General features: G+C 64.7%; 18 protein-coding genes and 1 other RNA gene. 12 read left to right on the top strand and 7 right to left on the bottom strand.

Annotation, left to right across the window (positions count from 1 at the left end):
• Positions 1-83 precede the first annotated feature (83 nt).
• Positions 84-746, bottom strand: coding sequence for a TorF family putative porin (locus tag ACKTSM_RS04750; RefSeq protein ID WP_407875977.1), 663 nt, complete (start codon positions 744-746; stop codon positions 84-86).
• Positions 747-1,271: 525 nt separating this feature from the next.
• Here ACKTSM_RS04750 and ACKTSM_RS04745 point away from each other — a divergent pair.
• From ACKTSM_RS04745 to ACKTSM_RS04730, 4 genes are all read left to right on the top strand, one after another.
• Entirely contained in the window at positions 1,272-2,078 is an 807-nt protein-coding gene (locus ACKTSM_RS04745) for a metallophosphoesterase family protein (RefSeq protein WP_407875976.1), read from the top strand.
• 42 nt (positions 2,079-2,120) lie between these two features.
• The gene (locus ACKTSM_RS04740) at positions 2,121-3,431 is read left to right on the top strand and encodes a UDP-glucose dehydrogenase family protein (protein WP_407875975.1); all 1,311 of its coding nucleotides are present in this window, start codon (positions 2,121-2,123) and stop codon (positions 3,429-3,431) included.
• Between the two features lie 175 nt (positions 3,432-3,606).
• On the top strand, positions 3,607-7,113 hold the full coding sequence (locus ACKTSM_RS04735) for an autotransporter domain-containing protein (RefSeq protein WP_407875974.1): 3,507 nt from the start codon (positions 3,607-3,609) through the stop codon (positions 7,111-7,113).
• 127 nt (positions 7,114-7,240) lie between these two features.
• Positions 7,241-8,725 (top strand): FMN-binding glutamate synthase family protein, encoded by a 1,485-nt coding sequence (locus ACKTSM_RS04730; RefSeq protein ID WP_407875973.1) that lies wholly within the window; start codon positions 7,241-7,243, stop codon positions 8,723-8,725.
• Here the strand turns inward: ACKTSM_RS04730 and ACKTSM_RS04725 are convergent.
• The 5 genes from ACKTSM_RS04725 to ACKTSM_RS04705 all read right to left on the bottom strand — a co-directional run bounded on the left by ACKTSM_RS04725 (position 8,722) and on the right by ACKTSM_RS04705 (position 11,963).
• The gene (locus tag ACKTSM_RS04725) at positions 8,722-9,510 is read right to left on the bottom strand and encodes a hypothetical protein (protein ID WP_407875972.1); all 789 of its coding nucleotides are present in this window, start codon (positions 9,508-9,510) and stop codon (positions 8,722-8,724) included. The two genes, ACKTSM_RS04730 and ACKTSM_RS04725, sit on opposite strands and share 4 nt — an antisense overlap.
• A 46-nt stretch (positions 9,511-9,556) precedes the next feature.
• Positions 9,557-9,967, bottom strand: an RNA gene (gene rnpB / locus ACKTSM_RS04720) — RNase P RNA component class A.
• 63 nt (positions 9,968-10,030) lie between these two features.
• On the bottom strand, positions 10,031-10,741 hold the full coding sequence (locus tag ACKTSM_RS04715) for an N-acetylmuramoyl-L-alanine amidase (RefSeq protein ID WP_407876315.1): 711 nt from the start codon (positions 10,739-10,741) through the stop codon (positions 10,031-10,033).
• 29 nt (positions 10,742-10,770) lie between these two features.
• Positions 10,771-11,424, bottom strand: coding sequence for a histidine phosphotransferase family protein (locus tag ACKTSM_RS04710; RefSeq protein WP_407875971.1), 654 nt, complete (start codon positions 11,422-11,424; stop codon positions 10,771-10,773).
• A 140-nt stretch (positions 11,425-11,564) separates the two neighbouring features.
• Positions 11,565-11,963: a M67 family metallopeptidase gene (locus ACKTSM_RS04705; RefSeq protein WP_407875970.1), complete on the bottom strand. Its 399-nt coding sequence runs from the start codon at positions 11,961-11,963 to the stop codon at positions 11,565-11,567.
• A 17-nt stretch (positions 11,964-11,980) separates the two neighbouring features.
• Between ACKTSM_RS04705 and ACKTSM_RS04700 the strand changes: the two genes are divergently transcribed.
• Entirely contained in the window at positions 11,981-12,934 is a 954-nt protein-coding gene (locus ACKTSM_RS04700) for an RluA family pseudouridine synthase (RefSeq protein WP_407875969.1), read from the top strand.
• A 79-nt stretch (positions 12,935-13,013) separates the two neighbouring features.
• Positions 13,014-13,967 carry an RNA polymerase sigma factor RpoH gene (gene rpoH, locus ACKTSM_RS04695; RefSeq protein ID WP_407875968.1) on the top strand — a complete coding sequence of 318 codons (954 nt, stop codon included), beginning with the start codon at positions 13,014-13,016 and terminating at the stop codon, positions 13,965-13,967.
• Between the two features lie 57 nt (positions 13,968-14,024).
• Here rpoH and ACKTSM_RS04690 read toward each other — a convergent pair whose 3' ends face one another.
• Positions 14,025-14,774 carry a transcriptional regulator gene (locus tag ACKTSM_RS04690; RefSeq protein ID WP_407875967.1) on the bottom strand — a complete coding sequence of 250 codons (750 nt, stop codon included), beginning with the start codon at positions 14,772-14,774 and terminating at the stop codon, positions 14,025-14,027.
• A gap of 158 nt (positions 14,775-14,932) precedes the next feature.
• Here ACKTSM_RS04690 and ACKTSM_RS04685 point away from each other — a divergent pair, with 158 nt between their 5' ends.
• From ACKTSM_RS04685 to ACKTSM_RS04660, 6 genes are read left to right on the top strand one after another with little or no spacing between them, the layout of a single operon-like run.
• A complete protein-coding gene (locus ACKTSM_RS04685) occupies positions 14,933-17,194 on the top strand; it encodes a marine proteobacterial sortase target protein (protein WP_407875966.1) in 2,262 nt (753 codons plus the stop codon).
• Positions 17,194-17,835 carry a sortase domain-bontaining protein gene (locus ACKTSM_RS04680; protein WP_407875965.1) on the top strand — a complete coding sequence of 214 codons (642 nt, stop codon included), beginning with the start codon at positions 17,194-17,196 and terminating at the stop codon, positions 17,833-17,835. The genes ACKTSM_RS04685 and ACKTSM_RS04680 overlap by 1 nt, the downstream gene beginning before the upstream one ends.
• Before the next feature lie 36 nt (positions 17,836-17,871).
• On the top strand, positions 17,872-18,540 hold the full coding sequence (mtgA, locus tag ACKTSM_RS04675; RefSeq protein WP_407875964.1) for a monofunctional biosynthetic peptidoglycan transglycosylase: 669 nt from the start codon (positions 17,872-17,874) through the stop codon (positions 18,538-18,540).
• A gap of 4 nt (positions 18,541-18,544) precedes the next feature.
• A complete protein-coding gene (locus tag ACKTSM_RS04670; protein ID WP_407875963.1) occupies positions 18,545-19,495 on the top strand; it encodes a cation diffusion facilitator family transporter in 951 nt (316 codons plus the stop codon).
• Positions 19,495-20,088: a sigma-70 family RNA polymerase sigma factor gene (locus tag ACKTSM_RS04665; protein WP_407875962.1), complete on the top strand. Its 594-nt coding sequence runs from the start codon at positions 19,495-19,497 to the stop codon at positions 20,086-20,088. The genes ACKTSM_RS04670 and ACKTSM_RS04665 overlap by 1 nt, the downstream gene beginning before the upstream one ends.
• A gap of 2 nt (positions 20,089-20,090) precedes the next feature.
• The gene (locus tag ACKTSM_RS04660; RefSeq protein WP_407875961.1) at positions 20,091-20,846 is read left to right on the top strand and encodes an anti-sigma factor domain-containing protein; all 756 of its coding nucleotides are present in this window, start codon (positions 20,091-20,093) and stop codon (positions 20,844-20,846) included.
• Positions 20,847-20,854 lie beyond the last annotated feature (8 nt).

Raw genomic sequence — 20,854 nt, 5'->3', positions numbered from 1 at the left:
GGTAACGGGGAGCCAACGCCCCAGCAAGCGAAAGCCACCGGACGCTCACAACGCCCGGTGGCTTGCCTGTCGCAAATCCGCCTTCAGAAGCTTGCAGACACCGAGGCGACCACCGCGTCATCGGTAAAGGTGCCGCCCGGATCGATCAGAGCATCGCCCTCGACGCCGACATAAGCGAGCGAGAAGGTGACCGGCCCGGTCACGAAATCGGCTCCGATCGACCAGTCGAGCGCCTCGCTGTCAGTGGTGAAGGTGAGAAAGCCGTCGGTGTAACCGAGATGGCCATTGAGCGTGACTGGCGTATCGGGGATGCCGACCGCGACATCGGTGTAGAGATAGAGATTGTCGGAGCCGCCGAGCGAATCCTGGTCAGGTGCGTAGGCGATCCCGCCGGTGACAGATGCCGGGCCGAGCTCGCCGGTGAGCGATCCATACACCTCGACATAATCGAAGTCGCCCGGCCCTGCATCGGGGTAGAGATAACCGATCAACCCGATATCGGCCGATACCCCCTCGGCGATCGCGCCTCCCCAACCGCCATAGAGGTCGAGCTCGGTCGATCCGTAGCCGACCGTCTGCTCATCGAGGCTGGAAGCCCAGGTCCCGACATAAAATCCGGAATCGTGCGCGACATCGAAGCCGCCCTGGATGGCGATTTCGCCGCCCGACAGGTCAACCCCGCGAAACCGGTATTCGCTGACCAATGCGACATTGGCCGAAAATTCGAGGCCGCTTTCATCAGCCATGTGACCGGCCGATCCTTCGGCGGTCGGAGCAGAGGCGCTAAGGCCTGGGACGACCTCCAAATTCCCTGCGCCCATGGCGACGAAACCGTCGTTCCGCTCGGTTTCGGTTTTCTCGTTGGCGGTGTTGGCAAAAGCGGGAGCGGCCAATGGCACGATACCCGCGAAGAGGAGTGCGGTCCGAAGACCGCGAATGGACGTTAGCATGACACTTCCTTTTCGGTGTTGGTGCTTCGTCCCACCTGCACAATCCACGGCCGCGATCATTTGCCTTGCGGTCTCATCGGATTGCGCAGCCAAGCTGCACGGTTTTGTTGCAGCGCACAAGAAAATTTGACGGATTGCCCATCAAATCGATCAAATTGTGGGTCTGCGACGTAATAATGTGTCTTTTGCGCACCCATCGGCCGCGCGGTTGCCGATCGGCACGGTTGCGATTAAAGCCACGCCTCCCGATCACCGCACGAGGCAGGACCCCGACATAAGGCCCTGACGGCAAGCGGATACCCGCCTCCGGACGACGAAGAAATGTTTGCAACCCTGCGCAAGATGTTCAGCCGCCAGCCTCCGCCGCAATTGCCGGCGGTGCCAGAGGGCACGCGCTATTATGCCATCGGCGACATCCACGGGCGGCTCGACCTATACGAGGCGATGATCGCAGCGATCGAGGCCGACGATGCCGAGCGCGCAGATTGCGAAAGCCATGTCATCCTCCTCGGAGATCTCGTCGATCGCGGTCCTGACAGCGCCGGCGTGATTGCGCGAACCCGCGCCTGGCAGCAGGAACGCTCGGTCCGGGTGCTTGCCGGCAACCACGAGGAAATGTTCCTCAACGCCTTCGAGAAGCCCGAAGTGCTGCGGCATTTTCTCAAATATGGCGGACGCCAGACGATCCAGTCCTATGGCGTTTCGAAAAAGCAATTCAACGCGATGATGCTCGAGGAACTGTTCGAGCTGCTGCCCAAGATCGTCCCGCAATCCGAACGCGATTACATCGCCGGTTTCGAAGAAATGATCATCGCGGGCGACTATGCCTTCGTCCATGCCGGGGTCGATCCCGCTGCGCCGCTCGACAAGCAGAAGCGCTCCGACATGCTGTGGATCCGCGACCGCTTCCTCAGCCACAAGGGGCCGCTCGACAAGGTTATCGTTCACGGCCACACCATTTTCGATTCGGTGATGGATTGCGGCAACCGGATCGGGATTGATACTGGCGCTTTCCGTTCGGGTGTGCTTACGGCGCTGGTGCTCGAAGGCGACCAAAGGCGGATAATCCAGGCCTGCCAGAACGATAACGGCCCGGTCGAAGTCTTCCACGGGGAGCGGCCGCAATAGGCTGCCGGGCCAGATGATGAATACAGATAAAGGGCGTTTGCCATGAAGATTGCGATGGTGGGTTCGGGCTATGTCGGCCTTGTGTCGGGCGCATGCTTTGCCGATTTCGGCCACGATGTCGTGTGCATCGACAAGGACCAGGCCAAGATCGACGCCCTGCACGACAACATCATGCCGATCTACGAACCCGGGCTCGACGCCCTGGTCGAAAGCAACGTCAAGGCCGGGCGGCTGTCCTTCACCACGTCACTGGCCGAAGGGATCAGGGACGCGAGCGCGATCTTCATCGCGGTCGGAACTCCCAGCCGCCGCGGCGATGGCCATGCGGACCTGTCCTATGTCTATGCGGTGGCGCGCGAAGTGGGCGAAAACCTCGCCAATGACGCGGTGATCGTAACCAAGTCGACCGTGCCGGTTGGCACCGGTGACGAGGTTGAACGGATCATCAAGGACACCGGGACCGGCCATCGGTTCTCGGTCGTTTCCAACCCCGAATTCCTGCGCGAAGGCGCGGCCATCGGCGATTTCAAGCGGCCCGACCGGATCGTGATCGGCGCCGAGGACGATTTCGGGCGCGAAGTGATGCGCGAGGTCTATCGCCCGCTCTTCCTCAACGAAAGCCCGATCCTGTTCACCTCGAGGCGCACCAGCGAGCTGATCAAATACGCCGCCAATGCTTTTCTCGCGACCAAGATCACCTTCATCAACGAAATGGCCGATCTGTGCGAAAAGGTCGGCGCGAACGTGCAGGATGTCAGCCGGGGAATCGGCATGGACAACCGGATCGGTGCGAAATTCCTCCATGCCGGGCCCGGCTATGGCGGTTCGTGCTTTCCCAAGGACACGCTGGCGCTGCTCAAGACCGCCGAGGATTACGACAGCCCCACCCGGATTATCGAGGCGGTGGTCAAGGTCAACGAAAGCCGTAAGCGCGCAATGGGTCGCAAGGTGCTCGATGCGCTCGGCGGCGCTGACAAGGCCCGCGGGAAGAAAGCCGCCCTGCTCGGCCTGACCTTCAAGCCCAATACCGATGACATGCGCGATTCGCCCGCAATCGCGGTGGCGCAGACGCTTACCGATGCAGGGGTCGCGGTCTCGGCCTACGACCCCGAAGGCATGGAGCAGGCACGCCCGCTGATGCCGCAGGTGACCATGTGCGATGATCCCTATTCCGCGATCGAAGGTGCCGATGCGACCGTGATCGTGACCGAATGGGACGCGTTTCGCGCGCTCGACATGGGGCGCGTGCGCGAACTCGCCAATGCGCCGGTGCTGGTCGACCTGCGGAACATCTATGATCCGACCGACATGCGCGAAGCGGGCTTCACCTATGCGAGCATCGGGCGCGATTGATCGCCGCTTGCGTTGAACAGGCGCGGCGGCCAGGCGCGCCTTTGCGCGCTCCGGCACCTCATCCATCCTCCTGGCCTTATCTCCTTCAGCGCCTTTGGCTTGTTGCCCCGGTCCGCTAGACCCGTGTGCGATTCGCATCGCAGCCGAGTGTCGATGCCAAGTGGGGGACCATCCAATGAGCCATCGCATCCACCGCACCGGCGCTGCCATGGCGGCGATTGCAGCCGTGCTCGCCGCCGCGCCGGCTCTTGCCCAATCGGATTCTGAACGCGCAGAGACCGAGGAAAGCAGCGCTAACGGCAGGCCCGCAGCCTTGTCGTCCTATCGCCTTCGCTCTGCCGATGCCGAACCCGATGCCCGCCCGTCATCCTGGCCGGGACCGGACCATCTTTCGCGCAGTGCGCGGCGCCCCGTAGGGGACGCGCAGCCGGCGCCGATTGGCAATTCCGGCGCGGTCGCGACATCGCGGATCCTCGCCGGATTTACCGGCTCGGTTCAAAGCACTTTGCCGCGCGACATTGGCAATCTGGTCAATACCATCGCGCAGCCAGAGCCGCGGATTATCGCGCGCGACGATGTCGGCCTTGGCGGAACGATCGACATTGCCGACACCCAGCCCTCGGTGGTTCAGCTGCTGCGCCAGGACAATGTGACCGGCGCGATCTTCTTCAATTGCACCGGCACGCTGATCAATCCGCGCACCGTGCTGACCGCGGCGCATTGCGTGAACAGCGTCTCCTCGGAAAACTACGGGCTGCCCGGGGCCGCGCCCAGTGCGATCCTGGTCGCGACCGGCCCCGATGCGTCGGTGCGTTTCGGCAATTACCTTGCCGGGGAAAATTACGCGCAAGGCGGAGTGGCGACCAGCACCGACGTGATCGTCCACCCGTCCTCAGATCCCGATAACGGCGCGCTCGAGTTTCCCTGGGCCGATATCGCGCTCGTCGCCCTTGATCAGCCGATCACCGACATTCCTGCAATGCCGATCCTGCTCACCCCGTTGAGCGAGCTTACCCATGTCGTTCAGGTCGGTTACGGGCGCTTCGGAACGGCCAATGGCGATGCGGGAGGCGGCGTGGTCGGCATCGGCTTCCTGCGCCGCGTGGGCGAGAACATGCTCGGCGCGATCGCTTCTCCCGCCGACCTCGCCGACAGCCTGTTTCCCGGTTTCGCGCCAACCCGCGATCTCGGCTTCGAGACGCAGAACTACTATTTCACCGATTTCGACAATCCCGACCGCACACAGGATGAGATCGACGGATGCGCCTTCTCGGCCAATGGCATCTCCTGCGCCGATCTCGCCGCGGTTCGGGCGATCGATTATTTCGATGGCGACGCGCTGCCGGGCGAAGTCGCGACCTCGGGTGGTGACAGCGGATCACCCCTGATCGTGGACCAGCTCTACGATTTTCCGGTGGTTACCGCGGTGCTGTCAGGCGGTTTCGACTTTTTCGGCGTGCCAGAGGGTTTCGGCGATATCAGCTTCTACAACCCGCTCTATCCCTTCTTCGAATTCCTGACAGAGAACACGCCTTACAAATATGTCTCGGCGCTCGAAGGGGACGGGCTGTGGTCTGATCCCTCGCGCTGGACGCAGCGGCTCGACCCGGGCTTCTTCGTGGATGACGGGACGGGCACGCTAGTCAATGGCATCCCCGTCGGGCCAGAACCGGGCGTGTTCGCAACAGGGCCGAATCTTGGCACCATCCTCGGCACCGACATTGCCGGATATTCGCCTGCGAATTCGCCCTTCCTCCCATCCGAAGGAACGCCCGGGTTCGGAGGCAATCTGCCGGCGAGCTCGGTCCTGCTCGGCCCCGGCTCCACGGGTTTCGTCCCGCTCAACACCAATGGCACGCCCGGGACCGCTTTCGTCGACCCGGCTCGCTATTTCGAAGTCATCCTGAACCGGCGCGGGACCACCACTGTCGATCTCGACGTGGAGATCGACCGGCTGGTGATCGACCACCGGCGAGCAGGGCTGATCGTACCCACCCAGCACAGCTTCACCAGCGTGATCGGCATCGAGCAATTGCGCGGTACGGCGACGATCCACGGAATCGTCTCGACCCCGATCTATACGCTCGGCAATGGCGAATTGCGCGGCAGCGGCACGATCGATGTCGATGTCCTGTTCAATCTCAACGGCCTGCTCAGCGCGGGCGGAGCAGGCCGTTTCGCGACCCTCGCTATCGAAGGCGATTACGTGCAGGCGAGCGCGGGCGGGCTTTGGGCCGATTTCTCGCTTGGCCGTCGCCGCGTGGTGACCCATGATTTCTACGATATCGCCGGAGCGGCGGTGCTCGACGGGAACCTGGTTCTTGCCACCAGTTCGCGCCGGGTGCGCTTTGGCAGCCAGTTCGCTGTCCTTTCCGCCGACGTCATCGACGGTGATTTTGCCTCGACCGTGCTGCTGAGCCCTTCGGCCATTCTCGATGCCGAGCACCGGATCGAGGGCAATGAGGTGATCGTGACGATCACCGCGCGTTCGATCCGCGACCTCGTTGGCAGCTCCTCCTCGCTCGGTTCGCTCGGCGGGGCGCTCGACCGCTTGCGCGCGCGGCGCCATGATCGCTTTGCCGCGCTGTTCGATCGCGTCGACAGCGCCAGTATCGAAACGCTCGGGGCGACGTTGATGTCGCTCGCACCGGTCAGCGCCTTTGGCCAAGCGGTGACTTCCAACGCGCTTGCAAGGCGGTTCAGCAGACAGATCGGCCGACGATTAATCGACCTTCGCTCGGGTCGCGGGACAACCAGCGCATTTGCAACTGCCGGGCCACGCGGCCACGCCATTGCGAGCACCGGCGCGAACGTCCCTTCGCAAATCGGCATGTTCGCAAGCATTTCGGGCAGCTATCTCGGCAGCACCGACACGCTGGCCCAGCGCCATGACGTGGCCAGCCAACTCACGTTCCAGCGCGGCGGCGAAGCGGTCGTCGGAGCCGATTTCGCGCTCGACGAGCGTTTGTCGCTTGGTCTTGCGATCGCCGCTATCCGTTCGCCTCGCGGTGCGACCGGTGCCGATGCAGTCGCGGCCGAACGCAGCACCGCGCTCGCGTTATATGCAGGCTATGACGCGGCCGGCTGGCTGGTCGATGCCTATGCGGGAACCGGCGACCAGCGGCTCGGCTCGCAACGCCGGGCAAGCGGGGAGTTCGCGCTCGCCTATGATCAGGCGCTTGGCCGGGCGCGAGCGCGGCAGACCTTTGGCGGCATCAGGGTCGGGCGCGGCTTTGCGCTTGCAAGCGGCGTGGAAGCGGGGCCGGTTGTCAGCCTCGATTACCAGCGCGCCGATATCGGTTCGTTCGAGGAAACCGGTGCAGGTGAGTTTGGACTGGTGGTAGGGCGCCGAAGCGTTACGTCGCTCGGCGTGCGGATCGGCGCCATGGCGAGCGCTGTATTCGAGACTGGCGCGGGCTCCCGTCTGCGCGCATTCGGGTCCTTCGCCCATGCCAGCGAACTCGGCGACAGCAAGGACGTGGTCACCGCGCATTTCTCCGGTGCCGAGGACACGCCCTTTGCGATAGAAAACCCGCTCGCCTCGCGCTGGCTTGCGCTCAATGCAGGGGCCGAATGGTCCAGCGGGGACCATTGGCACGCCTCGCTCGTCCTGACTGCTGATACTGGCCGCGGACCGCTGTCGCACCGCGAGGCGCGCGTCACGTTCTCCTGGCAATTCTGATTCGGGCACCCGAAAACCACGGTTTGCCAGGGGCGCGCTGCTTGCATTCGCCGTCCCGGCGCGGTGTAACACCTCGGCGCGTTCCATTGGCACGCGCGTTTTGCCCATTCAAACGAGGTACGCCTGCATGACCGCCCTGCTCGACTGGCTGACTTCACTGTTCATCCTCGCGGTGGGGACCGGCGTTCTCGCCGTCATCGTCTTGTTCGTGATCGACCGGCTCCAGACTTCCGACGCGATCCGGCGCAATTACCCGGTTATCGGGCGAATGCGCTATCTCCTGTCCGATCTGGGAGAATTCCTGCGCCAGTATTTCTACGCGATGGACCGCGAAGAAATGCCCTTCAACCGCGCCCAGCGCGACTGGGTTTATGACGCGGCCAAGGGCAAGTCGACCAATGTGGCCTTCGGTTCGACCCGTAATCTCGAGCCGGTCGGCACCCCGATCTTCGTAAACGGCCCATGGCCGACGCTGGAGCGCGACGCGGTGCCTGCACGGCCCATGGCGATCGGCGAAGGCGCAGCGGATACACCCTTTGTCGCGGGCTCGTTCTACAATGCCTCTGGGATGAGCTTCGGGTCGATTTCGCCCCCGGCAACGCGCGCGCTTTCACACGGGGCGGCAAAGGCCAGGTGCTGGCTCAACACCGGCGAAGGCGGTCTTTCGCCCTACCACCTCGAAGGCGGGTGCGATCTCGTGTTTCAGATCGGCACCGCGAAATATGGCGTGCGCGACGAGGACGGAAATCTGAGCGATGACAAGCTGCGCGCCATCGCCGCCCATGATGCGGTTCGAATGTTCGAACTCAAGCTCGCCCAGGGCGCCAAGCCCGGCAAGGGAGGCATTCTGCCTGCGAGCAAGGTCAATGCCGAGATTGCCGAGATCCGCGGCATTCCCGAAGGCGAGGCCTCCATTTCGCCCAATCGCCATCCCGAAATCGCCAGCAATGGCGAATTGCTCGACATGATCGAGCGCATCCGCACGGTCACCGGAAAGCCGACCGGCTTCAAGACCGTGATCGGCGCCTATGGCTGGATCGAGGAATTGTTCGAGGAAATCAATCGCCGCGGTCAGCGAAGCGCGCCCGATTTCATCACCGTCGATAGCGGCGATGGTGGAACGGGTGCGGCACCGATGCCGCTGATCGACAATGTCGGCCTGACCATCCGCGAAGCCCTGCCCATGCTGGTCGACCTGCGCGACCGAGCGGGGCTGCGCGACCGGATACGGATCATCGCCAGTGGTAAGCTGGTGACCCCCAGCGAGGTCGCCTGGGCGCTATGCGCGGGGGCGGACTTCACCACCTCGGCGCGGGGTTTCATGTTCTCGCTCGGCTGTATCCAGGCGATGAAATGCAACGAGAACACCTGTCCCACCGGGATCACCACGATGGACAAGTCGCTTCAGAAGGGCCTCGACCCGGTCACCAAGACCGATCGGGTTGCGCGCTTTGTCGAGGCGATGCGCGAGGAAGTGGGGATTATCGCGCACAGCGTCGGGGTTGCAGGACCACGCCAGATGTCGCGCGAACACGTGCGGCTGGTTTGCGCCGATGGCCGCTCGCGCCCGCTCGCCGAGCTGTATCCGGCGGTCGGCGTGCAGCCCGGCTAGATACCGATCCAGTGGCGGCGATTGTCCGGCTTCGACAGCGAGACGGCCATTCCGAGAACGACGAGGATGCCTGCAAGGATGCAGGCCCAGCCAATGCTTGATGCCTCCTGCCCGCCGCGCCAGTAGATCGCCAGCAGCGCCCAGCAGAACACCAGCGCGTACCAGGGATTGCCGCGGCTGCGTACCACTGCAAGCGCGGCGATCGTTCCGCCGACCGCGACCATGATCGCGGCAGCAAGCGGATAGGGGCCGTCGGCAAGGATGCCATGATAGACGAGGCTTGCCGAGACATTCACGATGCTCGCCGCTGTCAGCCACGCGGCAAGCGCGCTGAGCACCAGGGCGGCGAACCAGCGCTCTTCGCCTGACAGGCGATCGTGCCGGGCGAGTGCGCGCAGGCAGATCAGCAGGCCGGCAAGCGACACGAGAATGATCAGCGCCGAAATCACGGTAAGGTTCGCAAACTGGGTGTAGGTCGCCCAGACCCCTTGAGCGGCAAGCGCGATCGCCGCGGGCCAGGCGATGCTGTCAAGGAGCGCGTTGTCGCTTTGCTTCGGCAACGCCTGCCAGATTGCGAAGATCGCCGAGCCGACGAACAGGGGGCCCCAGATTGCGAAAGCCCAACCCGAGGGCGTGATCAGCGTGCGCACGCTGTCCGATCGATCTCCGATTGGTTCGCCCAGGCCGAGCTGCGGCAGGAAGGTCGCGCCGATTTGGATGACGACGGCAAGAACCACTGCGGCGCGCTGGATCGCGGAGCGATGGGAGGAAATTGTGCTGGTCATGACTGGCCAACGGGCCGGGTTGCGAGCGGTTCCGTTCGCACGAATGGTGTCAGGGGGCGTCATAAGCCGGGTTCTGTCTCCCGCGCGCGGTATCCCGCAAGGGACCAGCCGCACGGGTGGCAGCCATTCATCTGGCCCACCTGTCGCCAGGTGGATCGAGCAGCCAACCCGGGCCTCTCGGAGTGAAACGCTCCTGCCCGCACTGTGGCGGGCGCGAGGCCCCTATTTGGCCTTGCTCCGGGTGGGGTTTGCCATGCGGGCGCTGTTGCCAGAACCCCGGTGCGCTCTTGCCGCACCCTTTCACCCTTGCCTGTGCGCCCGAAGGCGCCATCGGCGGTCTGCTCTCTGTGGCACTTTCCCTATGGTTGCCCACGGCGGGCGTTACCCGCCACCCTTGTTTCGTGGAGCCCGGACTTTCCTCGCGCCCGAACGGACACGCGGCTGCCTCGGCCCCCTGACACGAACGCCCCTATACCAGTGCGAAGCTGGATGGAAGCTGTCTGCTGGTTGCCGCGCGGGTCTAGCGCGCGCGGCCCTGGTCGCGTTCGAGCAGCAGGTGCCACAGGATTGCGCCGAGCTGGGCATCGGGCTTGCCCTCGATCCGCTCGGGACGCCAGCGCCGTTCGAACGCCTCGATCGCCTTGCGGCCCTCGGTGATGTCATAGCCGAAACGTTCGAGAGCGAGGATGAAGGCGCCTTCGTTGTGAAAGGGGTCGATGTGCTCGATCTTGCGGGGACGCGGCAGGCACAGGTCGTATTCGGCGAGCCGGTCCCAGGGAAACAGCTCGCCCGGATCGATCTTGCGCAGGGGCGCGACGTCCGAATGCCCGACCACATTGGCGCGCGGGATGTCGTATTGCTGGCGGATCCGCGCGACCAGCGGGACGAGCGCCTCGAACTGCGCATCGGAAAATTCGCGGTAGCCGCCGGCATGCCCGGGATGGTCGAGCTCGATCCCGATACTCGCCGAATTGACGTCCTTGATCCCGCGCCAATAGGAAGCGCCCGCGTGCCAGGCGCGTTTCTCCTCGGAGACGAGCTGGGTGACCTCGCCCGCCTCGCTGATCAGATAGTGCGCGGACACCCCGGCCTCGGGGTCGGTCAGTTTGGCAAGCGCGGTCTCGACCGGTTGCATCTCGGTATAGTGCAGGACCAGCATGGTCACCGGCAATTTGCGTTCGTTGCAATTGGGCGAAGGCACGACCGAATGGACCAGTTCGCCCGGCTGCATGTCCTGCCAGATCTCGCCCCCCTGCCGGCTCACCCGATCATGCCCTCCGGCTCGGGCAGGACCGCGCCGAGCACCAGCGCATCATCGGTCAGCGCATATTGCAGCCCCCCTCCCATTTCGCGGGCGAGCAACGCGATCATATGCGCGGCCGCGGTGCGACTGGTAACATCAGCCGGATCGAGATCGTCCTGCAAGGCTGCGCCGATGGTTTCGTCGAAAGCGATCTTGGGCCCTGCGGCGCGGGCGACGATCTCGACATTGCCCTCGCGCCGTTCGGCCCCGATATCGAGCGAACCGCCGCGCACCAGCGCATCGAGCGCGATCTGGGCGAGGTTGAGCAGCACCTTGATCGCGGGCTTGGGCAGGCTCTCTTCGGCAAGCGCCCAGTTGATCTCGACCCGTTTGGCATCGGTTGCGAGCGCGCCAACCACTTCCTGCGCCTCCTCGACCGGAACCGCTTCGCCGAAACCGCCCGCCGCGCCGAATGCAAGGCGGAAGAACTTGAGCTTGTCGGTGCTGATCTTGGCGCTCTGTTCGAGCAATTCGATGCAGCGCGCGCGCATTTCGGGGTCGGTTTCGTCGGACAGGAGCTCGAGGCCGTTCGACAGCGCGCCGACAGGCGAGAGCATGTCATGGCACAGCCGCGAGCACAGCATGGCGGCAAGATCGGTTTGCGAAGTCATCGAAGGTAACGCTTTTCCCACAAAGGCATGGAACACATGGAACACTGTCTAGGGGCAAAAACGCCCCGCTTCCACCGCCGCGTTTTCCGGCTGGCTGCCGGGTTCGCACAATTCGCCGCAAAAGCCGCTTGTCCAAGGTTCTAGCCGGGCTCCAGTAGATAGGAAAGCGCGCGAAATCCCTGATCGGTGTCGCGAAAGAAACGGGCCGAGCCGGCACTATCGAGGATAGCCCAGATCGCCCCGTCATTCGCGGCCATTGCCGCGTCGGTCGCAGAAGGGATGGCGCGCCCACGCGGATGCGAATGGAAATAGCCCAGCACTTGCGGCCCGCCCGCGCGCGCGGCGCGATGCGCGTCGATCAAGGCCTTGGGATCGATTTCGAAACGGTCGCGCGGCGCCTCGTGGACATTGGCGCAGGACCGCGCCTCGGTGACATGGTCGCGCTCGCCCAGCAGGACGCCGCAGGCCTCGTCAGGGTGCGCATCGGCAGCAGCCCGCTGCATGGCGGCAAGCGCCTCTCTTGAAACCGTCAGGTCCATCGCGCATGGCCTTAGCCATGTCAGCGCCACAAATCATCACCGGCACCACCGCCTCTGCCGGTCGCATCGACAAGGCCATCGCCGATGCCACCGACCTGTCGCGCGCGCGGGTGCAGGCGCTGATCGCGACAGGACAGGTGATGATCGCGGGCGAGACCGCACGATCCCCGTCTGCCAAGGTGCCCGCCGACACGCCGTTTTCCATCACCGTGCCTCCCGCCGAGGAAGCCGAGGCGCGCGCGCAGAACATCGCGCTCGATATCGTGTTCGAGGACGAACATCTCGTGGTTGTCGACAAGCCCGCGGGCATGGTCGTGCACCCGGCAGCGGGCAATCGCGACGGCACGCTGGTCAATGCCCTGCTGCACCATTGCGCAGGCCAATTGTCGGGAATCGGCGGAGTGGCGCGTCCGGGTATCGTGCATAGGATCGACAAGGACACGTCAGGCCTGCTGGTGGTCGCCAAGAGTGACCAGGCGCACGAAGGCCTTGCCGCGCAATTTGCCGAGCACAGCGTGCATCGCCGCTATCTCGCGGTGTGCGGCGGGCACCCCTCGCCCGGCGAAGGCACGATCGATGCCCGGCTGGGGCGATCCGATGCCAACCGCAAGAAAATGGCGGTGCTCGACAAGAATTCCTCGCGTGGCAAGCATGCCGTGACCCATTACAAGGCCCTCCGGCGGATCGGTGAATGTGCCTTGCTCGAATGCCGGCTTGAAACCGGGCGCACGCACCAGGTCCGCGTTCACTGCGCGTCAATCGGTCATGCGCTATTGGGAGATCCGCTTTACGGACGAACACCGAAACCGATCAAGCCCCTGTTATCGAGGCTGCATTTCGCGCGCCAGGCGTTGCACGCCGCCGAGCTCGGTTTCCTACATCCGGTCAGCCGTGCCAGACTCGGGTTTACCTCGGATTTACCCGCGGACATGCAGGAACTAATCGACGAACTTGGACGTTTTTATCGATGAAAAGCGCACCCGTTCGCACTTGGCTATCGTATATTCGGTAAGCAGCCCGTATATGCACAAACGTGGCCCGAAAGACCGGATGCCCAGCAGGGGTCCGGCAAGAGAGGTCGACAATGGAAAGGTTAGGGAACAAGTGAGTACAACCAGAGCAGTCCCGGCGCTGAGCGGTGAGCAGAGCCTCAACCGCTATCTGTCGGAAATCAAGAAATACCCGGTGCTTACGGCCGAGCAGGAATACATGCTCGCCAAGCGCTACGCCGAACACGAAGACCCCGAGGCAGCGGCCCAGCTGGTGTCCAGCCACCTGCGGCTCGTTGCCAAGATCGCGATGGGTTATCGCGGCTATGGCCTGCCGGTCAGCGACCTCATTTCCGAGGGCAATGTCGGCCTGATGCAGGGCGTCAAGAAGTTCGAGCCCGATCGCGGCTTCCGCCTCGCGACCTACGCGATGTGGTGGATCAAGGCATCGATCCAGGAATATATCCTGCGCTCGTGGAGCCTCGTGAAAATGGGCACCACTGCCGCGCAGAAGAAGCTGTTCTTCAACCTGCGCCGGATGAAGAAAAACCTCGACGCCTACGAAGACACCGATCTCCACCCGGACGATGTTCAGAAGATCGCGACCGATCTCGGCGTGCCCGAGCAGGAAGTGGTCAACATGAACCGCCGGATGATGATGGGCGGCGATGGTTCGTTGAACACGCCGATGCGCAATGGCGAAGACGGTTCGGGCGAATGGCAGGACTGGCTCACCGACGATCGTCCGTTGCAGGACGAGACTGTGGCCGACGCCGAAGAGGCGCAGGTCCGTCACGAAATGCTGCAGGAGGCGATGGGTTCGCTCAACGAGCGCGAACAGCACATCCTCACCGAACGCCGGTTGACCGAGAAGCCGCAGACGCTCGAGGAATTGAGCCAGGTCTACGAAGTCAGCCGCGAACGCATTCGCCAGATCGAGGTCCGCGCCTTTGAAAAGCTGCAAAAGGCGATGCAGCGGATCGCGGGCGAACGGCTGTTGCCGGGCGTCGCGTGACGTTTCGCAAGCAGGATTAAGGGGAAAGGCCGGGCGGTGTCGTCCGGCCTTTTTCGTTCAGCTTCGCAACCGGCAGAAATCATCGCCAAGCGCGGTGTCGAGGATGGCGCGATATCGCTCGCAAGCCTTCTCGCCGGGGCGGGCGAGACCAAAGACCGGCTCGGCGACCTGTTTCATCGGCACGAAGGCAACCGGGCACGAGACCGGCACCAATTGCGAACCTTGCCCCACTTGCAACGTCGATAGCAGGCCGAACATGCGCTGCTCGCGCGTGGCATGGCCCAGCATGATCATGCGATATTGCCCCGCTTCGCTGGTCATCAGATAGGTATGGCCTGACAGATGCGGCATCGAGACGAAGCCCGCCTGCTCGAATGTCGCGTCGAGGCGGTCGCTTTCGGCAAAGACGAGGTGGCCCCTGTCCTTGCTCCAGCGAATGACGGTGCGATAGGCATAAACCCCGCCATCATTGCCGAAACTGGCGCGCAGGGTGAGATAATCTCCCTCGATCCACTGCACGGCAGGGCGCGAGTAGAACCCCATTTCGGGCGGGGCCAGCGCCGGGGCACTGACCTCGCGCTCCGGCGCGTCGCGCAGGCTCGCTCCGAGCGCTTCCTCGAGCCTGACGATTGTCGCCAGGGTGAACCGGCGACGCCCTGACAGCGCCTTTTCCAGTGTCGAGACCGAAAGGCGCGCCCTCTGGGCGAGACCGGCTCGGCTGATCCGGCGCTTCGCGATTTCCTCGCGCAAGGTTTGCGCCACTTGCGCGTTGTCGATCTCGCTCATCACTCCGGCACTGCCCATCATCGGCTCCACTCCCTCACTAATCCGCACATATCCGCACATCGCCGCATCGAACGCCGCCGATGCCCGTCAAACCGGCGAGATTTGGCCATTCTTGCCGGTGGCGCGGCGCCGTTCCGGCTCGCTAACCGAATAGCGACTTGCGATGAACGGAGGCTGACGTGCGACGAAATGCCATAACACTCGACCGGAATGCCCTGCTGGTGATGGCGATCGTGTCACTTGCGGCGCTCGCCGTTCTGGCGGGGTCCGGCGTCCTCTCGCCAGCCATCGCCACCCCGGGAGCCGCACCCGTGGGCCTGGCGACAGGCGCAAGCCCGACCGAAGGGCGCGCGCTGCCGCGGACAAGGCTGGCAGAGGCGGGAGGGCTGATGCTTCGGCGCGCGGGCGACGAGACGGCGCTTGCGGTCCCCGCGGTTCGCCTCGGCACCGATATCCGGGCCAGCATCACCGGGCAGAGCGCGCGGGTGACCGTGACCCAGGCATTTCGCAACACCTCCGAGGAATGGATGGAGGCGACCTATCTCTATCCCCTTCCCGATGACGGCGCGGTCGATACGCTCAGGATGGTGGTCGGCGACCGGATCTTCGAGGGCAAGATCAAGCCCAGGGAGGTGGCGCGCGAAATCTACGAGCAAGCCAGGGCCAACGGCCGGAAAGCCGGCCTCGTCGAGCAATCGCGCCCCAACATGTTTCGCAATTCGGTGGCCAATGTCGGCCCGGGCGAGACGGTGCTGGTGCAGATCGAATTGCAGGCCCCGGTCCGCCAGGTCGCGGGCGATTACGCTTTGCGCCTGCCGCTGGTGGTAGCCCCCCGCTACGTCGCGGGCAGCAGCGAGGCGAATGGCGCGATCAGCCGTACAGCCGCGCTTGCCGGCGCTTCCGATATCCTCGCGCCCACCGCCGAACCGGGCAAGGCCGCACGCGCGGGCGGCGGCCACAATCCTGTTTCCATCACCATCGACCTCCAGCCCGGTTTCGCGGCCGAGGCCATATCCAGCCCCTATCACGCGATCGCAATCACCGGCGATGGCGCGCGCCGCACCGTCGAACTTGCCGAAGGGGCGGTTCCGGCCAATCGCGATTTCGAACTTCGCTGGCGTGCGGCGGGCGATGCGCCCGCTCTCGGCCTGTTCCGCCAGAGCCACGAGGGCCGCGATTATGTCATGGCGACGATCGCCCCGCCCGCGGCGGAACGGATCGGCCAAGCGCCGGCGCGCGAGATGATTTTCGTGATCGACAATTCGGGTTCGATGGCTGGCGAAAGCATGGTCGCCGCCCGCCGCAGCCTCCTCTACGCGCTCGAGACGCTGCGACCGCAGGACAGGTTCAACATCATCCGCTTCGACGACACCATGACCGAGCTTTTCCCCGGTCCGATCGCCGCCAGCGCTGACAATGTCGCGGCTGCCAAGGGCTTTGCGCACCGTCTCGAAGCCGAAGGCGGGACCGAAATGCTCCCTGCCCTCTACGCGGCCCTGAGGGGTGGGACAGCCGGACGCGAGGGTCCCGTGCGCCAGGTCATCTTCCTGACCGACGGTGCATTATCGAACGAAGCCGACATGATGCACGCGATCGAGCAGGAAGGTGGCCGCAGCCGTGTGTTCATGGTCGGGATCGGCTCAGCACCCAACAGCTATCTCATGCGCCGGATGGCAGAGGCCGGGCGCGGAACCTTCACCCATATCGGAATGGGCGAGGAGGCCGAGCGCACGATGCAACGCCTGCTCGACCGGCTGGCGCGCCCCGTCGCCACCGGACTCACCGCGCGCGTCACCGGAAGCGACCTCGATCTTGCCCCGCGCCAGCTACCCGATCTCTATGCCGGCGAGCCGCTGGTGCTGCTTGGCCGGACGCGCGCGCTGGGCGGCTCGCTCACCGTGACCGGCATGATCGAGGGGCGACGCTGGAGCCGGACAATCGACCTTGCCGAGGCCGCTTCGAGCGATGCGGTCGCAAGGCTCTGGGCGCGCCGCCGCATCGCCGAGGTCGAGGCGGGCCGCTGGTCGGGCGAGCTTTCCCACGATGCTGCCGATGCGGCGATCGAGGAGCTTGGAATGGCATTTCACCTCGTCACCAGCCGCACCAGCCTCGTCGCGGTTGATGACACGCCCGCCCGGCCCGAAGGCGCGCGGCTGACACGCGAGGAATTGCCGCTGCTCTTGCCCGCAGGATGGGATTTCGATCACCTGTTCGGCGCGCAATCCACCCGCGCTGATCGCTCACCACCGCTCGAAAGCCAGAAAGAGCGACAGCAGCTTCAACTCCCCGATACGTCCACCGGCTATGTCCTTACGCTCTGGCTCGGCGTCCTCCTCCTCATGGCGGGCGGCGCGGGGCTGGCGCTTGGGCGGGTGGGCTGGTGGCGGGAGCGGCTCACAGCCTTGCGGACTGTCCCGAGCCTCCAGTGGATGGCCGCCTGATGTCCGCCGCTCCCGCCGCCCTTGGCGATTTCCATCGCGATGCCAGCTGCGCGCAGAAGCCGGCAGAGCGATTGCCAGGCTTGTTCCGCGCGCTGTTCGCTCTGGCTTTGCTGGCCGGGATGGGCCTTGTCGCCAAGGGGCTCTACATCCCGGTCAAGGCCGGGATCGCCCAGATCCTTCTCGACCGCGCATTCGAACGCAGCGTCGCGGCAGGCGAACCGGTCAAGCCGTGGCGCTGGGCCGACACCGCGCCGCTGGCGCGCATCGGTGTCGAGCGGCTCGGTGTGAGCGAGGTCGTGCTATCTGGCGGATCGGGCGAGGCCATGGCATTCGGACCGACCGCGATCCTCGATGACCCCGCCAGGAGGATCGCCGTTCTTGCAGCGCATCGCGACACCCATTTCGCATTCGTTCGCGACCTTGCCTCGGGTGACGTGATCACATTCGACCGGATCGATGGCACCAGCACCCGCTTCCGCGTGACCCGGCTGGAAACGGTGCGATGGGACGAATTCAGCGTGCCCGCGGGAGATGGCGGCGGCCTGCTAGCTCTTGCCACCTGCTATCCCTTTGGCAGCCACCGACCCGGCCCGTTGCGCCGCATCGCCTGGGCCGAACGGATCGCCGCGTCACAAAGCTGATTGCCGAGCCGATCGCCCCCGCCTAGTGATCGGGGCATGGTTCGCATCACCCGCTTTCTCGCCAAGCTCGTCATGTGGTTCGTGGGGCTGTGCCTGCTCCTGGTGCTAGCATTCAAATGGCTGCCCGTTCCAGTCACCGCGACCATGCTGCTGGATGAAAACGGCTTCACCAGGGACTGGGAAAGCCTCGACAATATCGATCCCGACCTGGTCGCTGCGGTGATCGCTGCCGAGGATTCCAAGTTCTGCTCGCATTTCGGCTTCGACACCGAGGCGATCGAGCAGGCCATGGCCGAAAATCGCGCGGGCGGACGGCAACGCGGCGCCTCGACGATCAGCCAGCAGACGGCCAAGAACGTCTTCCTGTGGCAGGGCGGCGGCTATGTGCGAAAGGGCTTCGAGGCGTGGTTCACCTTCTGGATCGAGACGGTCTGGGGCAAGCGGCGGATCATGGAAGTCTATCTCAATGTCGCCGAGACCGGGATCGGGACCTATGGTGCCGAGGCGGGAGCACAGCGTTATTTCTCGCGGTCAGCGGCCCGGCTCTCTCCCGACGAGGCAAGCCGCATGGCCGTGGCCTTGCCCAGCCCGAAGAAACGCTCGGTCACCAATCCGCGCGGCTGGCTTGCCCGCCATGGCAATTCGATCGAGCGGCGGATCAATGTCGTGAAGGGTGACGGGCTCGACGCCTGTGTCTATGACTAGCGCGATGGGGCACAGCCACGCACACAAATACGGCGCCGGCGATGGCAATGTGGAATGCCATGGCCTCCACGATCACCACGGCCACCACCACGCGCCAAAGGATTTCGGCCGCGCCTTTGCGATCGGGGTCATCCTCAACACAGGCTTCGTCATTATCGAGGCGACATTCGGCTTTCTTTACGGGTCGATGGCGTTGGTGGCTGATGCCGGGCACAACCTGTCGGACGTGCTCGCCCTGCTGCTCGCCTGGGGCGCATCGCTCGCGGCAAAGCGCGCGCCGAGCGACCGCTACACCTACGGTTTCAAAAGCTCCACCATCCTTGCAGCGATTGCCAATGCGCTGCTGCTCGCAGTGGCGATCGGGGCGATCCTGTTCGAGACCGTCCACCGATTGATGGAACCCCAGGAGCCGCAAGGCACGGTGATGATGGTGGTTGCAGGCATCGGGGTCGCGATCAATGCGGGCACCGCCATGCTGTTCCTTCGCGGCCAGGAAGATCTCAACATTCGCGGAGCCTACCTGCACATGGCTGCCGATGCGCTGGTATCGGTCGGCGTGGTGGTGGCGGGCCTCGCAATCGTGCTGACCGGGCTGTGGTGGATCGATCCGCTGGTCAGTTTCGCCATCGTCGCGATGATCGCCTGGGGCACCTGGGGGCTGGCAAAGGACAGCCTTGCCATGGGCTTGCTTGCAGTTCCTGCAAGGATTGACGTTGCCGAAGTCCGCGCGCATCTGGCAGGGCTCGAAGGGGTGAAAGCCGTGCACGATCTGCATATCTGGCCGATGTCGACGACCGAGACCGCGCTGACCGCGCATCTCGTCGTGCCCGGGCGGCCGCCCGAAGACGCCTTCCTGCACGAAATCGCTCATAGCCTCGAAGATCGCTTCGGTATCGGCCACGCGACGATCCAGATCGAGCGCGGCGACGGCACCGATTGCGAGACCCATTGCTGATGGCTGCAACCCGCCCGCAGGACCGCACGGGACCAGGCGAGGAGGCACGCGAGAACTTGCGCGCCGATATGGCTCGGCTGGCTGCGGGAGACGAAAGCGCGCTCGAGGCAATATACACCGCCACCCGGGTGAAGCTGTTTGGCATCTGCTATCGTATCTTGAACGATAGGAAGGAAGCCGAAGACGCCTTGCAGGATGTCTATGTCAATCTGTGGCAGCGCGCCGAGCGCTACGATCCCGCGCGGGCGAGCCCGATTTCGTGGCTGGCGACCTTTGCGCGCAACCGGGCGATCGATCGACTCAGGACGGGCAAGGTGCGCGGCGGAGCAGTGCCGGTCGAAGAGGCCAGCCCGCTCGCCGACGAAGCGCCGCTCGCCGATGCGCTGCTCGTCGATGCCCAGCAGAGCGCCCAGATTCACACCTGCCTGGGCGCGCTCGACGACCGCACGCGCGACAATATCCGCTCGGCCTTCTTCGATGGCTTCACCTATGCCGAACTGGCCGAGCGCGCCGAAGTGCCGCTGGGCACGATGAAGAGCTGGATTCGGCGCGGTCTGATGAAGCTGCGCGCCTGTCTCGAAGCGAGCGAATAACGATGAGCGGCGAGAACGACATCAAGCGCGACGATCCGATGATTGCGGCCGAATATGCGCTCGGCCTGCTCGAAGGCGAGGAATTGCTGGCAGCACGCGGCAAGCTTGCCACCGACCCGGAATTCGCCCGGCGCAAGGAATGGTGGGACGGGTGGTTCGCTCCGCTGACCGATGACGTGGCCGGTGCAGAACCCGGCGAGGCGGTCTGGTCGCGGATCGAGGCAAGGGTCGCGGCGCTGCGCGGGGACGATCAAGGCTCTGCAAGAGTGATCGCGCTCGAATCGCGCCTGCGCCGCTGGCAATGGGCAACCGGGTTTGCGAGCGCCGCGGCGCTGCTGCTCGCGTTGTTTGTCACTGCGCCGGGCTTCGGCCCGGTCCCCGCTCCGCCCGCCGGACAGCCTCCCGTGCTCGCCGCGACCGACCCGCTGGTCGCGCAGGTCCCGATTGGCGATACCGGCCTGCGGATCGACGTGACTTATGTGCCGGAGAGCGAACAGATGCTCATCGGCGCGATCGGCCTTACCGCCGACGGCGTGCACGACCACGAATTGTGGCTGGTGCCGGGCGAAGGCGAGGCGCTGCAATCGCTCGGCGTGGTGGCTCCCGGCGAAGTGCTGGCCATGGAACTGCCCGAAGAGATCGTGCGCAACATCGCCGATGGCAGCGCGCTGGTGCTCACCCGCGAGCCGATCGGCGGCAAGCCTGTCGGTGCAGAGGCCGGGCCGGTGGTCGCCGAGGGCACGTTCTCGCAGGTCTGAACGCCGGT

Source organism: Qipengyuania nanhaisediminis (genome assembly GCF_045862805.1).
Taxonomy (GTDB): Bacteria; Pseudomonadota; Alphaproteobacteria; order Sphingomonadales; family Sphingomonadaceae; genus Erythrobacter; species Erythrobacter nanhaisediminis_A.
This window is presented reverse-complemented; position numbering and strand designations above follow the sequence as displayed.